General features: G+C 62.8%; 12 protein-coding genes. 5 read left to right on the forward strand and 7 right to left on the reverse strand.

The genetic code is table 11. The features are described from left to right. The 4 genes from FHJ30_RS17665 to FHJ30_RS17680 form a co-directional block, all read right to left on the reverse strand. A partial coding sequence (locus FHJ30_RS17665) for an SDR family NAD(P)-dependent oxidoreductase (RefSeq protein WP_139030767.1) occupies window positions 1-219 on the reverse strand: 219 nt, incomplete at its 3' end. Between the two features lie 98 nt (window positions 220-317). Then, the gene (locus FHJ30_RS17670; protein ID WP_306669393.1) at window positions 318-1,280 is read right to left on the reverse strand and encodes an aldose 1-epimerase family protein; all 963 of its coding nucleotides are present in this window, start codon (window positions 1,278-1,280) and stop codon (window positions 318-320) included. Next, a complete protein-coding gene (locus tag FHJ30_RS17675) occupies window positions 1,271-3,118 on the reverse strand; it encodes a glycoside hydrolase family 2 protein (RefSeq protein WP_139030562.1) in 1,848 nt (615 codons plus the stop codon). Before FHJ30_RS17675 ends, FHJ30_RS17670 begins: the two co-directional genes overlap by 10 nt. Before the next feature lie 104 nt (window positions 3,119-3,222). Further along, a complete protein-coding gene (locus tag FHJ30_RS17680) occupies window positions 3,223-4,236 on the reverse strand; it encodes a LacI family DNA-binding transcriptional regulator (protein WP_139030563.1) in 1,014 nt (337 codons plus the stop codon). Between the two features lie 386 nt (window positions 4,237-4,622). On the opposite strand from FHJ30_RS17680, the gene FHJ30_RS17685 reads away from it, so the two are divergent. From FHJ30_RS17685 to FHJ30_RS17700, 4 genes are all read left to right on the forward strand, one after another. Further along, window positions 4,623-5,942: an ABC transporter substrate-binding protein gene (locus FHJ30_RS17685; RefSeq protein ID WP_171059120.1), complete on the forward strand. Its 1,320-nt coding sequence runs from the start codon at window positions 4,623-4,625 to the stop codon at window positions 5,940-5,942. An 8-nt stretch (window positions 5,943-5,950) separates the two neighbouring features. Then, complete coding sequence (locus FHJ30_RS17690) at window positions 5,951-6,928, forward strand: carbohydrate ABC transporter permease (RefSeq protein WP_139030565.1); 978 nt, start codon at window positions 5,951-5,953, stop codon at window positions 6,926-6,928. Then, the gene (locus FHJ30_RS17695) at window positions 6,925-7,812 is read left to right on the forward strand and encodes a carbohydrate ABC transporter permease (RefSeq protein WP_139030566.1); all 888 of its coding nucleotides are present in this window, start codon (window positions 6,925-6,927) and stop codon (window positions 7,810-7,812) included. Before FHJ30_RS17690 ends, FHJ30_RS17695 begins: the two co-directional genes overlap by 4 nt. A 366-nt stretch (window positions 7,813-8,178) precedes the next feature. Further along, the gene (locus FHJ30_RS17700; RefSeq protein ID WP_139030567.1) at window positions 8,179-10,188 is read left to right on the forward strand and encodes an alpha/beta hydrolase; all 2,010 of its coding nucleotides are present in this window, start codon (window positions 8,179-8,181) and stop codon (window positions 10,186-10,188) included. A gap of 131 nt (window positions 10,189-10,319) precedes the next feature. Here the strand turns inward: FHJ30_RS17700 and FHJ30_RS17705 are convergent, their stop codons facing one another. The 3 genes from FHJ30_RS17705 to FHJ30_RS17715 all read right to left on the reverse strand — a co-directional run bounded on the left by FHJ30_RS17705 (window position 10,320) and on the right by FHJ30_RS17715 (window position 15,914). Next, window positions 10,320-10,859: a hypothetical protein gene (locus FHJ30_RS17705; RefSeq protein ID WP_139030568.1), complete on the reverse strand. Its 540-nt coding sequence runs from the start codon at window positions 10,857-10,859 to the stop codon at window positions 10,320-10,322. A gap of 344 nt (window positions 10,860-11,203) precedes the next feature. Beyond that, the gene (gene metH, locus FHJ30_RS17710) at window positions 11,204-14,842 is read right to left on the reverse strand and encodes a methionine synthase (protein ID WP_139030569.1); all 3,639 of its coding nucleotides are present in this window, start codon (window positions 14,840-14,842) and stop codon (window positions 11,204-11,206) included. A 226-nt stretch (window positions 14,843-15,068) separates the two neighbouring features. Next, window positions 15,069-15,914 carry a hypothetical protein gene (locus tag FHJ30_RS17715; RefSeq protein ID WP_139030570.1) on the reverse strand — a complete coding sequence of 282 codons (846 nt, stop codon included), beginning with the start codon at window positions 15,912-15,914 and terminating at the stop codon, window positions 15,069-15,071. Window positions 15,915-16,086: 172 nt separating this feature from the next. On the opposite strand from FHJ30_RS17715, the gene FHJ30_RS17720 reads away from it, so the two are divergent. Beyond that, on the forward strand, window positions 16,087-16,716 hold the full coding sequence (locus FHJ30_RS17720) for a hypothetical protein (protein ID WP_139030571.1): 630 nt from the start codon (window positions 16,087-16,089) through the stop codon (window positions 16,714-16,716). Window positions 16,717-17,056 lie beyond the last annotated feature (340 nt).

The following is a 17,056-nucleotide window of genomic DNA, read 5'->3' on the forward strand; positions in this document are numbered from 1 at the left end:
GGGGCTGTCGGCGAAGACACGCTCGACGGCGGCCTCGTCCACGAGGTCGACATTATGGAACTTTGCGGTCTTGCCGCTGAGTTCGGCAACCCGCAGGAGGGACTCTTCACTGGAGTTGACCAGGTTGTCGATCACCACCACGTCATGGCCGGCTTCCTGCAGGGACAAAACAGTGTGGGAACCGATGTAGCCGGTGCCTCCGGTGACCAGAATCTTCATGTACTGCTCTTCCTCCTCTTCGGGACCGATCATTGCGCCACCCTGCCTTCACTCGGGCAAGGTGTGCAGTGTGTTTGTTTGCCGTCCTGGTCTCTGGGTTACGTTCCACCGGAAGGTAGGGCGGTTTGGTCAATGGCCTGTATCGTCCAGCGGGCCGTATGCGTGTTGCCAGGCTGGAGGATATGCAGGTCTGTTGTCGAGTTGAAGGCGTTGGGAGGGCAGGTCATGGGTTCGACGGCGAGGCCGTGCCGTGCCCCGGCCTCGGGTGCGTCCGCGGTGTGGATCTGCACCCAGGGACATTCCTCGCCCCAGATCATGGCTGTTCCGGTGCCGTCGGCCCGGGTGAGCCGCAGGGCCGCCTGACCGGCTGGATTTCGGGTGAGCCCGGTGAAGGCGTGATCGATTGGCAGGGAACCGATGGGCCGGGCCTGGCGGAAGTCATACTCCTGTGCGCCAGGACCGCCGACGTCGGCAAGTCCTGTAGGGACCAGCCGGTCTTCGGTTACCTGCAGCATCTTTTCAGCCGGCAGTTCTAGCGTCCAGTCATTGACCGTCCCTTCGCCTGCGACGAGGTAGGGGTGTGCAGCCACCCCGTAGGGGGCTGCGCCGGGTCCGATGTTCAGTGCGCTGACGGTGGTGGTGAGGCCGGTTTCATCGAGGGTGTAGCGGGCCTGCACGTGGAGGGGAAACGGGTATCCCTGCTGCGCCACAAGGGTGCAGGACAACGTGACCGAGGAACCGGTGGCGCCATCAATGGACCAGTCCTGCCAGACGAGCAAGCCGTGCAGCGCGTGCCCACGCTGGGGTTCGGTGATGTTGAGCTGGTGCCGGACGCCATTGAAGGAGTACCGGCCGTCGGTCACCCGGTTCGGCCAGGGGGCGAGAATTGCCCCGCGATAGGCAGGACGAACGTCATCGGCCGCGTAGGGAAGAACCAGGTCCCTGCCCTTGAAGCGCAAGGTGCGCAATGATGCGCCTACGGTGGCGAGGGAGGCCATGTACGGGCCGTGTTCGAGGTCGATCTGGCGGCCGGACAGGGGCAGCCGGGACATTACGGGCATGGTCTTCCTGTGATGATCTGGGCCAGGGCTGCAACCGGGAGTTTCGGCTTCCGGTTTTCGTCACACAGCCCGTTTGTCTCCTGCCGTGTGTCCGTGATCTGGGTGTAGCAAAAGCCCGAGAGGTGTGCGGAGGCGTTCACTGCGTCGAGAATTGCCGATAGCCGGTCCTGGAAATCGACCGCATTGGCGGCGGCAGAGTAGCCCCAACTGTCATCAAAAGCTGTACCGGGCGCATATGAGATGCCTCCGAATTCGGTCAACATGACGGGCCTGTCAGTGTCAGGCTCCGGGATGACGGACATGCGCCGTCCGGCTGGACCGATGCCCCGGATCATGGCATCGATGTTTGCCTTGCTGCCGTACCGCTGTCGCAGGATTTCGCCGGAGTGTTCGTAGTCGTGGAAGGTCCAGATTTCCGAATCCGTGTGCTCCCAACCGTCGTTGGAGATGACAGGCCGGGACGGGTCCAGTGCGCGGGTAAGGTTGGCCAGTGCCAGGCCATAGGAGCGTTGCGCTTCGGAGTGCGCTCCGTGCTGCACGCCCCAGGATTCGTTCAGCGGCACCCAGGTGATGATGCTTGGGTGCGAGGCGGAAGACCGGACGATGTCCACCCACTCCTTGGTGAGCCGGCTGACGGCAAGTGGGTTGAATTCATACGCGCCGGCGGTTTCACCCCAGATCATCAGGCCCAGCCGATCGCACCAGTAGAGGAACCGCGGGTCCTCCACTTTTTGGTGGATCCGGGCGGCATTGAATCCCAGGGACTTGATGAGCTCAACCTCTTCGCGAAGGGCCTCGAGGGTGGGTGCGGTGTAGTGGGACTGCGGCCAGTAGCCCTGCTCCAGCACCGAGCGGACGTAGGTGGGCCGGTCATTGAGCAGGAACGTTCCGTGCGCCGCCGCGACGGAACGCAGACCTAGGTACGATGCCACGACGTCACTGGTGCCCATGGCATCAGTGACGGTGACGGTGGCGTCGATGAGGCGCGGGTGTTCCGGGGACCAGAGCATTTGCTCATAGTTTTGGCCGTTCCGCTGGGCCTGCAAAGGGATGTCCAGAACTATCTGGTCGCTATGGACAGAGATTTGCTGCCGGGCCAGCTCATGCCCGTCCAAGGACAGGGTGACGTCGACGGAAGCACCATCGAGCGGCCTGTGGCTTAGTTCCAGTTCGGCTCTTACCGAGGCCTCGGGGACGTTGGGCGTCCATGAGAGGTGGCGGACGTGGAGCGCGGGCACCGCTTCCACCCACACGGTCCGCCAGATGCCGGTGGTGCGGTGGTACCAGATGGAGTGGGGCTCCACCTGCCAGTCCTGCTTGCCGCGGGGAACGGTGACATCCAAGGGGTCGTCCTGGGCGCGGACCACGATGCTGTGATCCTCCGTGTCCCGCCCAAGAGCGGTGGTGATGTCAATGCTGAAAGCTGTCTGGCCACCCTCATGGGACCCAACGTGCTGGCCGTCCACCCACACGTCGGCGGCGTAATCCACGGCGCCGAAATGCAGCAGGATAGTGTCGCCCTGCGAGATCCTGCCGGCCTCATCCAGTGCCGACTCATCCAAAGCGATCCGGTACCAGACGATCGGGTGGTAGCCGGTGTCGCCGATGCCGGAGGCTGCGGATTCCGGCGCGAAGGGCAGCTGGATCCTCTGGGTGAACACGTCCGGGCGCAGTTCCCAGTGCTCAAACCGTCCACGGTCGTCGTCGTCGTAGGCGAAGCCGCTAACTACGTCAAGGGTGTGATGGGCCCCCCGGACCAGTTGCGGCCGCGGGTACGTTCCTCCGCTCCTGCTCGCGCGGATATGGTCTGTGGCTCGAGGCGCAGCGTCAGTATGCATGCCTCAAGTGTGTACGATTTTTCCAGCGCTGTAAACAGAAAGCTATTTTTGCTTGCGTTATATGTATCTTTGTCATTGAGACCCGCGAGTCCGGGCTGCCAACCTCAGGGCAGCTGCGGCGCGCTTTCCCTGAGCTCCAGGGAGTAATCCACCAGCTTGTGCCGGCCTGCCCCCGCGTAGCCGGCTATCCGCTCCTCCAGCAGGTCAAGGGCGGCGCTTGCCAGCGCGCTTGTGTCAGCCGCGACCGTAGTGAGGCTTGGGTAGGTGAAAGCCGACATGGAGATGTTGTCCCAACCGATGACAGCGACATCGCCAGGAACGGCAAGCCCGCGTTCCTGCAGTGCCCGCAGGGCGCCAATGGCAGCGAGGTCGTCGCGGCAGAACAGCGCGTCCAGTTGCAGTCCGCGGTCGAGGGCCTCCCCCGTGGCGCGTGCAGCGTCGCGGGAGCTGATGCTGCGGCTGGGAATCAGCAAGGCCGTATCCACGCGCATGCCAGCCACTTCCAGTGCTTCCTGGTACCCCATCAGTCGCTGTTGGGAGGTTGCCGAAAGCTTGTCCTGTTCGTGGCCAAGGAAACCTATCCGCCGCCGGCCCATCGCCAGGAGGTGGCGGGTTGCTGCCATTGCAGCCTCGACATTGTCGATCATCACCCGGTCAACACTCAACGGCGCCGAGCCTTCCCCGAGCAGGACCAAGGGCGTATCCGCGCGGTGGCGCGCGATTTCCAGCGCCGACATGGTTGAAGGCTGGAAAATAATGCCGTCCACAAGTCCGGCCTCAGTCATGGCGATGACCGCCCGCTCCCCCTCAAGGGTGCCGTCTGTCTGTTCGAGCAGCAGACGGTAGCCTCGGCGTGACGCTTCCATGGAGACAATGCGCGCGAGCTCGGAGAAGTAGGGGAGGCTGACGTCGCTGAAAGCCAGGGCAAGCATGCCGGTTTTTCCCGTGGCCAGGCTCCTGCCAAGGGCGTTGGGACGGTAACCCAGTTCGTCTATCGCCTGCTGCACCCGTTCCCGCATGGGCTGGCTGACATGGGCATAGTTGTGAACGACGTTTGACACCGTCTTCATTGAGACGCCGGCCACCTCGGCGACGTCCTGCAGGCGAACCCTACCCATAATGTCATCCTGTCTCTGGCGATTTTCCTCGTGACTACCCGCGACACCGAAGAGACGCCCGCCGGGTAGGACAGCAACCGCGGCCCCCAAAGGCCCTGGCGGAGCAACAGCCAAATCGTGGTGCTCCAACCGCGGCAAGCGATTTGTCCCGCAGCGCCGGCGTGCCCAACCCAGTCCTTGATCTTCTATCGACCTCATCCTAACGGCACCGCTGGTCCTGCCCGGACCGACCAAGGCTGGAGGCTGGCGCGTGAAATAGAAAACACTGGACACCCCGTTTACAGCGCTGTATGTTTTACGGAGGCCAGTGTTCCGTGCGTCACAGGAATGCGGCATGCCGATCAACGATGCCCACGCCAGATGGTGCACGTTTCACTAGGAGGACAATGATGACCTATGCAAAGCGGTCATTCCGCAGTCGCATTTCCACCGCTACGGCCCTTGGCGCCGCAGCTCTTATGGCCCTGACCGCGTGCAGCGGTTCGGGTGGCCAGCAGACCACCGAGCAGGAGTTCACCGGTGAATACACCGGTCCAGCCGTTGAGCTCTCATACTGGAACGGGTTTACCGGCGGAGACGGCCCCTTCATGGAGCAAATGGTTAAAGACTTCAATGCGGAGCACGAGAACATCAAGGTCGTCTCCAACACAATGCAGTGGGCTGACTTCTACCAGCGCCTTCCAGCGGCCGTCACTGCCGGGGAAGGACCCGACGTGGGGGTCATGCATCTGGATCAGCTCGCCACCAACGCCGCCCGCAACGTGATTGTTCCGCTGGACAAGCTGACATCCGGGCTGGACCTTACTGCAGACGACTTCACCAAAGAGGTATGGGAAGCGGGCGTCTACAAGGACAAACGCTACGGCGTGCCGCTGGACGTGCACTCGCTCGCCATGTACTACAACACAGAGCACTTCGCGAAGGCAGGCATCACAGAGGCGCCCACGGACGCAGCTTCCTTCAAGGATGCCCTCGCCAAACTCAAGAACGCAGGGTTCGAAAACCCGTTCTGGATGCCGGCCAAGTGGCCCGCGCACCTGATGCACCTTTCGCTGCTCTGGCAAAACGGCGGGGACCCCTATAACGCCGAGGAAGCCAAGGCCACCTTCGATTCCGAGGAAGGCGTGCAGGCCCTCGCATGGCAGACCTCCGTCATCAAGGACGGCTACAGCCCAAAGGATGTCGCCGTTGATTCCCAGTACGTCGCGTTCAAGAACGGCGAAACGTCAATCACCTGGGACGGCATCTGGCAGCTCAACGACCTCGATGCGTCCGGTCTTCCCTACAAGGCCGTTCCGGTCCCGGTCATCGGAGAAAAAGACGCAGTGTGGGCGAATTCCCACAACTTCTTCCTGCCCCGCCAGGCCTCACCCGATGCGAACAAACAGGCTGCGGCACAGGTGTTCATCGCCTGGATGAGTGAGCACTCAGCAGAATGGGCAGGGTCAGGAATGATCCCGGCACGCGAATCCGTGCGGGCAGCCGGTGCACTGAAGGGAATGCCGCAGGAAGCGATTGCCCAGAAGATCGAGTCGATGCGTTTCCTTCCCCCGGTGCCGGGTATCGGCACCGTCCAGAGCGAAACACTCGAGCTCGCCGTAAGCAACGCGATCCTTGGCACGCAGGAGCCCAAGCAGGCCCTTACGGACGCGGCCAAGCAGGCGAGCACGCTGATGGAAGAAAACCAAGCCTCGTTCGGGAACTGACGGAAATCATGACTTCGACAAAGACGACGGGTGCCCTCTTAGAGAAGAGGGCACCCCGGCCGCAGGGCCCCGACACCAGCAGGACCATCAAAAAGCAGGCCGCGGCCACCCCGTGGCTGTTCCTGGCCCCGTATCTGCTTCTGTTTATCGGGTTCGTGCTGGTTCCAATTGTTTTCGGCGCGTGGATCAGCCTCCACAACTGGGACTACACCCTCCCCCTGAAACCTTTCGTCGGGGCCGAGAACTACACCAGACTGTTTGACCCTGAGTCTGCGCAGTCAAAGAATTTCTGGGGTTCAATGCAGGCAACAGGAATATTCACTCTGTTCAGCGTGCCGCTGCTGCTCACCATACCCCTGGCGGTGGCGCTGCTGATGGCAAAGAAATTCCCCGGCCGAAATTTCTTCCGCGCCGTCTACTTCGCCCCCTATGTGCTCGGTGTCGCCGTGGTGGCCGTCCTGTGGCGGTACCTTCTGGATAACAACATTGGGTTGGTCAACTACTACCTTGGCCTTCTCGGGCTGCCGGACGATACCGCCTGGACCACCTCCACCCCCGCTGCCTGGGTAGCTCTTGTCGGGGTGACGGTGTGGTGGACGCTCGGCTTCAACGCCGTAATCTACTTGGCCGCACTCCAGGACATTCCCGCAGAGCTGTACGAGGCGGCCCGCGTGGACGGCGCAAACGGCTGGCAGCAGTTTCTCAACGTCACTTTGCCCGGTCTGCGACCTGTGCTGTCCTTCGTCACCATCGTCACCCTCATCGCTTCGGTGAACATGTTCGGCCAGTCCTACCTCATGACACAGGGCGGCCCGGGACGGGAAACGCGCACCGCGATCTATCAGATCGCTGAAACTGGCCTGCGCAACTTCTCCATGGGCAGCGCTGCGGCGATGAGTTACGTGCTGACCCTGTTCCTGATGGCGCTTAGCCTCATTGTTTTCTGGCTGTTCCGCGAGAAACGCGACAAGAAGGTGTCCAAATGACCCAGCTCACCCAGCCGCAGGCCCTGCAGAACGAATCCCTTCCCGCCAAACGCCCCACCAACACCAGCCGCAGCATCCTGCGGCTGGTAGTCCTCGGCATCGTGGCACTGGTCTTCATCAGCCCGATCATCTTCATGATCATGACCTCGTTCAAAACCCGGGCAGACGCCACAGCGATTCCCCCGTCCTGGATTCCCAACCCTTTCTCCCTACAGGCCTACGAGGCCATCCTGGCTCCCGGCACCAACACCCCGGTGCTTCGCTGGTTCATCAACAGTATGGTCGCCGCCCTGGCCCACTCCTTCTTGGTAGTCCTGACAGCATCGCTGGCGGCCTACCCCTTGGCGCGCATGAATTTCCGCGGCAAGGGCATAGTTTTTGCGGTCATCGTCGCCACGTTGCTGGTCCCACCGGTGATCCTGGTGATTCCGAACTACCTCATCGTCAGCGAACTCGGCTGGCTGAACTCACTGATCGCGATCATCGTGCCAACAGCGGCATCCGCCTTCGGCGTGTTCTTCATGCGGCAGTTCTTCGCTGCCCTCCCGGACGAACTCGAAGAAGCCGCCCGGCTGGACGGCGCCAACCGCTGGCAGATGTTCACCAAGATCATTCTTCCGCTGGCCAAGCCCGCCATGGCAACCCTGGCGCTGCTTGCCTTCCTCGGAAACTGGAACGACTTCCTGTGGCCCGTATACGTCCTGTTCAACCCCGAGGTGCAAACACTCCCGGCCGGCCTGTCTACCCTCCAGGCTGCCAACGCCGTGCGGTATGACCTGCTCATGGCCGGCGCCGTCGTCGCGAGCGTGCCCGTGCTCGCCCTGTTTGTCGTCCTCCAGCGGTTCATTATCGAAGGCGTATCACGCTCCGGAGTGAAGGGCTAACAACCAAACACCGACTCCTGACGGCGGTCACCGGTCACCGGCACGCTCGTCGCCGTAACGCTGTCCGGGTGCGGGGATTCGCTCCCGCACCCGGAGGCAGTCCCCTCCGCCTTCACAAATGACCGCGACCTCCACTTGGTATTGCTGCCACTTACATGACCTTCGGTCCTTGGCTCCAGGAGCCTGTGATGCGCAGCATGGAAACATGCACGGCACCACAGGAACAGGTGAAGGTGTGTTGATGAGGCGCTCTCATCAACGGCCGCTGGAGTCCGATGCGCGCGGGAACCGCGGAGACGGTCCCAGAGCCTGTTGTTCGACGCTGTGGTGCTCCCCCGCGTACCTGGATGAGCCGAAGGAGCCGTCATGAGTGCTCCGACGAGGAAGATGATGCCCCTGGCGCGCATCGTCGCTCTTACGCTCCTCGCGGCTGTGACCGCCGCCCTCGCTTACGTCGGTCTCGCCTTCCGCAACGTGCCGGTTTCTGCCCCACCCGGGGCAGCAGCTGGTGAGCTGACACTGGAACCCTGCAGCTATGACACCGAGAGCGGCCCCATGGCCGCCGACTGCGGCACCCTGGTCGTCCCCGAAAACCATGCCGATCCGCACTCACGGCTGATCGCACTACCCGTGACCCGCATCCACGCGCGCTCGGAGCAGCCCGGCGAACCAATCTTCTGGTTCGAAGGCGGTCCCGGCAGTACAAACATGGAGTTCGACCAGGCGAACCGGCTCCTCGAGGAACACGATGTCGTCCTGGTTGGCTACCGCGGTATCGACGGCTCAGTCCGCCTGGACTGCCCCGAGGTGGAGGCAGCGCTCCGCGGCGCCGAAGACCTCCTTGGTGAAGAGTTCTTCCGGGCATACGCGGATGCGTTCGGGAGGTGTGCGGACCGGCTGACCGACGAGGGTGTCGATCTCACCCAGTACGGGCTGGTGCAGCAAGTCGATGACATGGAAGTCGCCCGCGCAGCACTCGGCTACGACCGGATCGATCTGTTGAGCCAAAGTGCAGGCACGCGGACCGCGATGATCTACGCCTGGCGCTATCCCGCCAGCATTCACCGTTCTGTCATGATCGCGGTCAACCCACCCGGTCACCTGCTCTACGACGTCCAGATGACGGACGAGCTGGTCGACCGGCTCGCGGCCTACTGCGCCAAGGATGCTCCTTGCCGGGCGCGTACCGCCGACCTCGCTGAAACAATCCGGCAGACCGCGGCTGACATTCCGGACCGATGGGGGTTGCTGCCGCTCCAGGGCGGCGCCGTGCGCGCCCTGTCGTTCATCGGCATGACGCAGCCGGATTCGGCGTTACCGCCGGGACGTGACGCGACGCTCGAAGGCTGGTTAGCGGCTGCCGAAGGTGATCCGAGCGGATTCTGGTTAATCTCGCTGCTCGGCAAAACGATGTACCCGAAGTTCTTCGTCTGGGGCCAGTACGCCGCGGCAGCTACCCTCGACACTGTGGCAGCGCGGAAGTACTTCGCCTCCACAGACCGGGACTATTCGAACCTGGGTTACGCCGCCAGTGCGAGTAGCTGGGGTGAGGCTCGGTGGCTCGACCTTTGGCCCACCACAGCCGAGGAGGACCAGTACCGTCAGGTGCGCACTTCCGCGGTGCCGACCCTGATCATCAACGGCGAACTCGACATGGCCACGCCACCGCAGGCAGCAACGACCGAGCTGCTGCCGTCCCTACCCAACGGCCAGGAGGTTGTGCTACTAGGGTTCGGCCACTCCCCCACGTTCTGGGCCGACCAGCCGGGGGCCGGCAGCCGATTGATCACGACGTTCCTCGACAGCGGCCGGGTCGATGACTCTCTCTACCAGCCACAGCAGGTAGATTTCACCCCCTCGACGACGCTTGGCCAGACCGCGAAGAGCGTGCTGGGCGTGATGCTGGCCATTGCGGTGCTCACTATTGGGTCGCTGGTCTGGGCAGTTCGCAGGACCCGTAAGAAGGGTGGTTTCGGACCCACGGCCAGCGCCGCAATGCGATCGGTGCACCCGATCGTGCTTGGCCTCGGCGGGTGGTTCCTCGCCGTACTGTCTCTTCAGGTAGCTCGGCTCAGCGTGCCACTCGACAGCGAGCCGCTCGTTGTACTCGCGGTGGGCTCCCCGATCGGCCTGGGGATCTTCTTGGGCTGGACCAGCCGAACCCGGACCGCCAAGATCACGCAGGCCGGGTTAGCCGTGGCCTGGGCAGGTGCCCTCGTCGGCGCTTGGCTCGGCTTCAACGCCGTGACGGCCCCGTTCGTCGGGATACTGTTCGCAATCGTCGGTGCAATCGCAGCTGCCAACTTCGCGTTGATTGCACTCGACATCGCCGTCTTCCGGTCTGAGGACCGTCAAGGATATGAGACAGTCGGTTAGTTTCTTGGCCTGAAGGCTATGGGTGATTCGGGAGCACACGCTCCTGCAGGCGAGGTGCAGGAGCGTCCGCCTCCTTGTCGCGAGGTGCAAATTAGTGTTGAGGTCCCTACAGTCCGACCATCACTGGGACGTTACTTCTTCGGGCAGCTCAGGTCCGGGTTGTAGGCTGCGAACATGCCGTCCGGGTTGTCCCTCCAAACCCATGCGTGCAGCGCCCACGACTGTTCGAACGGCCCGGTCTCGAAGTCGACCCCGGCAATCGAAGGCCGGTCGACGGCCGTCGAGATAAACTCAACGGCTACCAGCTTGTACCGCCCGTACTTATTTGGCATGTATACGAGAACCTCAGGTTTTCGGGCCTGGGTCTTGTCATCGAGCAGTTTCTGCTTCGCATAGTGGAAGCCCATAGCACCGACTCCGGGCTTCTCGATGCAGTCGGTGATCCGCTCGTAGCCGTCTTTCTCCGCGTTTTCCAGCCAACGGTAGTGGTCGGTAGCATCTCTCAGGATCCTGACCAGCCGGCGCTGATCGTCGTTGTCCCGCCAGTCGTCGCTGTGGTCCGATGCCCCGTGCCCGGATCCGTCGTGGGCCGCTGCAGTTCCGGGAGCAAGTCCCATGGCAAGCGCTGCGGAAGCCGCCATGGACAGGAGCCCCATCTTGGTGCGATTCATCGTTGATCTTCTACCCCTCTGAGACCAATATGTTCTGTTTCAGGGAGGCGAAGCGTGGGAAGAGATCCCGCCTCCGCCAGGATGCCAGCAGATTTTCCCAGGATCTGCCCGGTGAATAGGCCGCTCGGACGGTCCAATCGTCCAGCGATTTGAGCGGCGCATCCAGTATGCTCCTGCAACAAAAAGAACCGCTACGCTACGGACCGGTATTAGGGGGACGCTCGGGGAGGCTCGAAGAGATTCGGCGGGTGAATTGCCGCTGTCGGCTCCCTTAGCTACTGAGTTCACCCTTCTGGCTCAAACCGGCCTGGTACGTCGGCAGACCCAGCTGGCCCGATTCCAGCTCACACCTTGAAGTACTTCGCCTCCGGGTGGTGGAACACGAACGCGTCGGTGGACTGTTCGGGGTGCAGCATCAGCTCGTCGCTCAGGATCACGCCCATGCGCTCGGGCTTCAGCAGCTCCGTCACCTTGCGGCGGTCCTCCATGTCCGGGCACGCGGGGTAGCCGAGCGAGAACCGGGCACCGCGGTAGTCGAGCTTGAAATACCCCGCAGTGTCCTTCGGCTCCTCCGCCGCGAAACCCAGCTCCTTGCGGATCCGGGCATGCCAGAACTCGGCCAGCGCCTCGGTGAGCTGCATGACCAGGCCGTTGAGCTCGTAGTAGTCGCGGTACTGGTTGGCCGCGAACATCTTGGAGGTGAACTCCTCGATCTTCGAGCCGGCGGTGACCAGCTGCACCGGCAGCACGTCGATCTGGCCGGATTCGCGCGACTTCACAAAGTCGGCCAGGCACAGGTGCCGGTCGCGGCGCTGGCGCGGGAAGTCGAAGCGCAGGCGGTCGGTGCCGATCGGACCCCCTGAACCACCGTCCGGGGCGAGCAGACCGGGGACGCCGAGGACGCCGTCGTGATCCTCGCCGTGGTGCAGCACCACCACCTGCTCCCCCTCGGAAACCACCGGGAAGTAGCCGTAGGCGACGGACGCGTCCAGCATGCCCTCGCCCAGGATACGGTCCAGCCAGTAGCGCAGGCGCGGCCGGCCCTCGCGTTCCACCAGTTCCTCGTAAGATGCGCCGTCCTCACCGCGGCCGGGCTTGAGCCCCCACTGCCCCATGAAGGTGGCGCGCTCGTCGAGGAAGGCGGCGTACTCGTGGAGCGAGACGCCGCGCACGATGCGCGTGCCCCAGAACGGCGGCGCGGGCACAGGATTGTCGGTGGCGACGTCGGACCGGCCGGGCATCGCCTCCGGCTCGGTCACCGTGAACTTCGCGCCGCCCTTGTGGATGCGCTTCTTCAAAGGCGGCAGGCCGACGTCGTCCGGTGACTCGCCGCGGGCAACGCGCACCAGCGGCTCCATGAGGGCGAGGCCCTCGAACGCGTCCTTGGCGTAACGGACCACGCCGTCGAACTGCTCGGCCAGGTCCTGCTCCACGTAGGCGCGGGTCAGGGCTGCGCCGCCGAGGATCACCGGCCACTTCTTGGCCAGGCCGCGGGACTGCAGCTCGGCGAGGTTTTCCTTCATCACCACGGTGGACTTCACCAGCAGGCCTGACATGCCGATGACGTCCGCGTTGTGCTCCTCCGCGGCGGCCATGATCTCGGCGATGCCCTGCTTGATGCCGATGTTGACCACTTTGTAGCCGTTGTTGGTGAGGATGATGTCCACGAGGTTCTTGCCGATGTCGTGCACGTCGCCGCGGACGGTGGCGATCACCATGGTGCCCTTGCCGGACGAATCCGACTTCTCCATGTGCGGCTCGAGCAGGGCCACCGCATTCTTCATTACCTCGGCGGACTGCAGCACGAACGGCAGCTGCATCTCGCCGGCGCCGAAGCGCTCGCCCACCACCTTCATGCCCTCGAGCAGGTGGTCGTTGATGATGCCGAGCGGTGTCATGCCCTCGCTGCGGGCCAGGTCCAGGTCCTCTTCGAGGCCCTTGCCTTCGCCGTCGATGATGCGGCGTTCCAGGCGCGCGCCGGTGGGCAGCGCGGCGAGTTCGGCGGCGCGCTGGTCCTTCAGCGCTGCGGTGTCGACGCCGGCGAACATGTCCAGCATGATGGCGAGCGGATCGTAGGTGGTGTTGCCGTCGGCGTCGTATTCGCGGCGGTCATAGACGAGGTCCAGGGCCACCTTGCGCTGCTCTTCCGGCAGGGAGGCGAGCGGGACGATCTTGGCGGCGTCGATGATGCCGCTGGTGAGGCCCGCCTGCACGGCCTCGTGCAGGAACACGGAGTTCAGGACGATGCGCGCGGCCGGGTTCAGGCCGAAGGACACGTTGGAGACACCGAGCGTGGTGTTGATGCCGGGGTACTTCGCGGTGATCTGGCGGATGGCCTCGATGGTTTCGATGCCGTCCCGGCGGGTTTCCTCCTGGCCGGTGGCGACGGGGAAGGTCAGGGCGTCGACGATGATGTCCTCGACGCGCATCCCCCATTCGCCCACCAGGGCGTCGACGAGGCGGGAGGCGATGGCCACCTTGCCTTCGGTGGTGCGGGCCTGGCCCTGTTCGTCGATGGTCAGGGCGATCACGGCGGTGCCGTGTTCCTTCACGAGGGGCATGATGCGCGCGAAGCGGCTGTCCGGGCCGTCGCCGTCCTCGTAGTTGACGGAGTTGACCACCGGGCGGCCGCCGATGAGTTCCAGGCCGGCCTTCAGGACGGGCGGTTCGGTGGAGTCGATGACGAGCGGGAGGGTGGAGGCCGACGCGAAACGCGAGACGACCTCCTTGATGTCGGCGACGCCGTCGCGCCCTACGTAGTCGATGCAGACGTCGAGGAGGTGGGCGCCGACGCGGATCTGCTCGCGGGCGATGTCCACGCAGTCGTCCCAGCGCTCTTCGAGCATGGCCTGGCGGAACGCCTTGGAACCGTTGGCGTTGGTGCGCTCACCGATGGCGAGGTAGGAGGCGTCCTGGTCGAAGTTCACGTGCTGGTAGAGGGAGGCGACGCCGGCTTCGCGTTCGGTGGGGACGCGGGCGGGGCCGCTGCTGGCTTTCGTCTCCTGGGTGCGGAAGGGCGCAAGGCGTTCGACGACGGCGGCCATGTGTTCCGGCGTCGTACCGCAGCAGCCGCCCACCAGGCCCAGGCCGAATTCGCGCACGAACTGCTCGTGGGCAGTGGCGAGTTCGGTGGGGGTGAGCGGGTAGTGCGCGCCGTTGGCGCCGAGGATGGGCAGGCCGGCGTTGGGCATGCAGGCGATGGCCACGGAGGACTGTTTGGAGAGGTGGCGCAGGTGCTCGCTCATCTCGTCCGGGCCGGTGGCGCAGTTCAGGCCGATGGCGTCGACGCCGAGGGGTTCGAGTGCGGTGAGCGCAGCGCCGATTTCGGAGCCCATGAGCATGGTTCCGGTGGTTTCGACCGTCACCTCCACGAAGATGGGGAGGCGGATGCCGCGGGAGACGATGGCCTGCTTGCAGCCGTTGACCGCGGCTTTGGTCTGCAGGAGGTCCTGGCTGGTTTCGATGAGGAAGGCGTCCGCTCCCCCGTCGATGAGGCCTTCGGCCTGCAGCGCGAAGGTCTGCTTGAGGTAGTCGTAGCTGGTGTGGCCAAGGCTGGGGAGCTTGGTGCCGGGCCCCATGGAGCCGAGGACCCAGCGCATCCGGCCGTCTGTTTCTTCTGCCGCTTCAGCGCGTTCGCGAGCGATCTTCGCGCCCTTCAGGGCGAGCTCGGCGATGCGGTCATCGATGCCGTAGTCGGAGAGGTTGGACCAGTTGGCGCCGAAAGTGTTGGTCTCGACGGCGTCGATGCCCGTGGCGAAGTAGGCGTCGTGAATGTCCCCGATGACGTCCGGGCGGGTGTCATTGAGGATCTCGTTACAGCCTTCGAGGTTCTGGAAGTCCGTTTCGAGCGACAGGTCGCGGCCCTGCAGCATGGTGCCCATGGCGCCGTCGGCAATGACGACCCGGTGGTTCACGGCGTCCAGGAGCTCCTGCGAACGGGCAGGGCGGGGCACGGACTCAATATCAAGCGCAAAACGAGGCATCTAAACAGGTTACGTGCGGAGGCTGAAACGTTGCGCTGTGTGTCCGTGTACTACGGCGGGTGCGGACGTTCCGCCAAGGGCCCCATCGATCAGAGCCTGTCTCCCGGGGCCGGTGCTGGAGGAAGACCGATAACTGCAACTGGAGCCGAAAAGCGCCGGAGGGCTGCTCTCGCGACCTTCGAACGCCGCGAGTTGGGCGGCTGCCTTTCACACGCATCGAAGGGATTCAGCCTTCTTCAGGCGGATCGAAGGTAAGAAAGCCGTCTGGTGGCTCGACACCACTGAAGTAAGCCATATTTTCGACTGTGTTCAGAGTGAAAAGCTCTGTGTACCTCATCCTGTCAACAAGGGATGTCCGTTGTCCATCCAACCTGAAACCAGCCCATGCTTGGATTTCCGGGTCGATCCCTACACCCCTCAGGTCCACCTTCATGTCAAAGCGGGAAATTGCCTTGCTCGTGGTGAAACGGCCGATCAAAAGCTCACCGTCAATGTGCTGAAACGGCTTTACCGACTCGTCAAAAGTTGCCGTCACATCTTCAGGTAGTAGCAGGCGGATGCGATGCGCACTGACCCTACCAAGTCCTATGTGCAGGCTCCGGTGTCGGTCGACGCGGGCTAGCTCATGGACCCAATAGACCAAGGTGCTTTCGGGACCCGAGTCCACCTGATAGGGCTGAGCCATTTCAAGTTTGTCGAGAATGTCAAGGGGAACGCCGGACAAGCGCTTCCGCTGGCTGGCAAATTCCTTGGGTGTTGAACAAATTGGATACTGGATACGCTCGGCCAGGGGAGGTGGGTTCTGGTCGGTGGCGGTTGCGACCCAAGCGTATAGGCCGTTGTCGAGGGCTGCACGAATTGTTGCCAGCCAATCACTGAACGCCAGTGACATCTGTACCGGTGCTTGCGCCCGTGTGACCGCTAGGATTTCGAACGACCTCGGGCTGATGTTGCGGACGTCGATTTCCCAAGGATGGGTCGAAATGTAGTCTTTCCAAGACTCACCAAATTCTTTACGCTTCACTGTGGCGTGATGCAATCTCGCAAAAGCGAAGTCGAAGAGCTGCTGCATATCCTAACTCTAAGCTTCGGCGACAACAGACGATCTCGAAGGGCCGCAAAAGCAGCTAGACGAGAGCCAAACGGTTCCGAAGGTAGATTGCCAGATTTCCAGTGTCCCGGTTGTCCTAGTACGCTCAGTTCGGCTTCCGCTTTTCCCGGGAGCATCTCGTAAAAGATGGGGCATGGATTACGGAATAGTTTCGCGGGACGTCGCTCTGGTCGTGGTGGAATTTCTGAAGGTTCTCGCGTGGCCGGGTGTAATCCTGGTTGCCTTGCGTATGTTCCGACAGCAGATTAACGGCATCTTCTTCCGCGTGAAAGAGGCGGCTTTCGCCGGAGTATCGGTCTCTCTGAGGGAAGAAGCCGGCGAGTTGTCTGAGAAGGTGGGCAAGCTTCCCGAAAAGCTGAAAAAGGGAGACGAGGGTTCCACAGCCTCCTCTCAGGAATCTGAACCTGACGAGATCGATTCGGATGAAGCCGACGTCCTGAACAACGCAAAGGCACAGATAGAGTTCAGCTGGGCTGACCTTGAAGACACTTCCCTAAACTTGCACCAACGCTTGTTCATGGGCTCAGGCGGATCTTCGAATCCCTATAAGCGGCCCAATAGCGTCGTGCACGCATTGGCCGATTTACATCGCAACAAGATGATCGACAGCGAGACGTTGTCGACGTTCCGAGAGGCTCAAAACTTCAAGAAACATCTAGTGGACAACGCCAACAACGCGACGTTCGAGACCTACTCCCAGTTCCTCAACACCATCGACAGCCTCAAGCATCGGGTCAGCTTGTGGGACAAGGGAATGCTCTAGGTGAAGTTCAGCAGCGACCTGGTACGAGAATTCCGGACTTTGTCTGTCCCCTTGCCCAGGGTTACCGCAGTGCTGGTGTGTGGCCACACTGCCGACTGCGGCGAGGCGGCCACGGATCTGGATTTGGCTGATACTGGTGTTCGAGGTTATCGGCAAAATGTCTCGTTGTGTTCAGCGAACCGTAGTCCGCGCCCGATGTGCTTTCGGTTTCCAGGCACTGGTCTTCGAGCCACCCGCTGAAACGGCGGTTAGCGCTTCTCCGGGCCATGAACACCCTTCCGCCCTGGTGGAGAGGGCGGAGACCGTTGACTAGCAGGTCCACAGGTTTCCGCCGAACTTC

It is taken from the genome of Arthrobacter sp. BB-1 (assembly GCF_006151685.1).
Lineage (GTDB): Bacteria > Actinomycetota > Actinomycetes > Actinomycetales > Micrococcaceae > Arthrobacter.

Bases quoted from the DNA above. Each gene is read 5' to 3' on its own strand.
- FHJ30_RS17670 (WP_306669393.1), bottom strand. From the start codon at position 1,280: ATGCCCGTAATGTCCCGGCTGCCCCTGTCCGGCCGCCAGATCGACCTC.
- FHJ30_RS17675 (WP_139030562.1), bottom strand. From the start codon at position 3,118: ATGCATACTGACGCTGCGCCTCGAGCCACAGACCATATCCGCGCGAGC.
- FHJ30_RS17680 (WP_139030563.1), bottom strand. From the start codon at position 4,236: ATGGGTAGGGTTCGCCTGCAGGACGTCGCCGAGGTGGCCGGCGTCTCA.
- FHJ30_RS17685 (WP_171059120.1), top strand. From the start codon at position 4,623: ATGATGACCTATGCAAAGCGGTCATTCCGCAGTCGCATTTCCACCGCT.
- FHJ30_RS17690 (WP_139030565.1), top strand. From the start codon at position 5,951: ATGACTTCGACAAAGACGACGGGTGCCCTCTTAGAGAAGAGGGCACCC.
- FHJ30_RS17695 (WP_139030566.1), top strand. From the start codon at position 6,925: ATGACCCAGCTCACCCAGCCGCAGGCCCTGCAGAACGAATCCCTTCCC.
- FHJ30_RS17700 (WP_139030567.1), top strand. From the start codon at position 8,179: ATGAGTGCTCCGACGAGGAAGATGATGCCCCTGGCGCGCATCGTCGCT.
- FHJ30_RS17705 (WP_139030568.1), bottom strand. From the start codon at position 10,859: ATGAATCGCACCAAGATGGGGCTCCTGTCCATGGCGGCTTCCGCAGCG.
- metH (WP_139030569.1), bottom strand. From the start codon at position 14,842: ATGCCTCGTTTTGCGCTTGATATTGAGTCCGTGCCCCGCCCTGCCCGT.
- FHJ30_RS17715 (WP_139030570.1), bottom strand. From the start codon at position 15,914: ATGCAGCAGCTCTTCGACTTCGCTTTTGCGAGATTGCATCACGCCACA.
- FHJ30_RS17720 (WP_139030571.1), top strand. From the start codon at position 16,087: ATGGATTACGGAATAGTTTCGCGGGACGTCGCTCTGGTCGTGGTGGAA.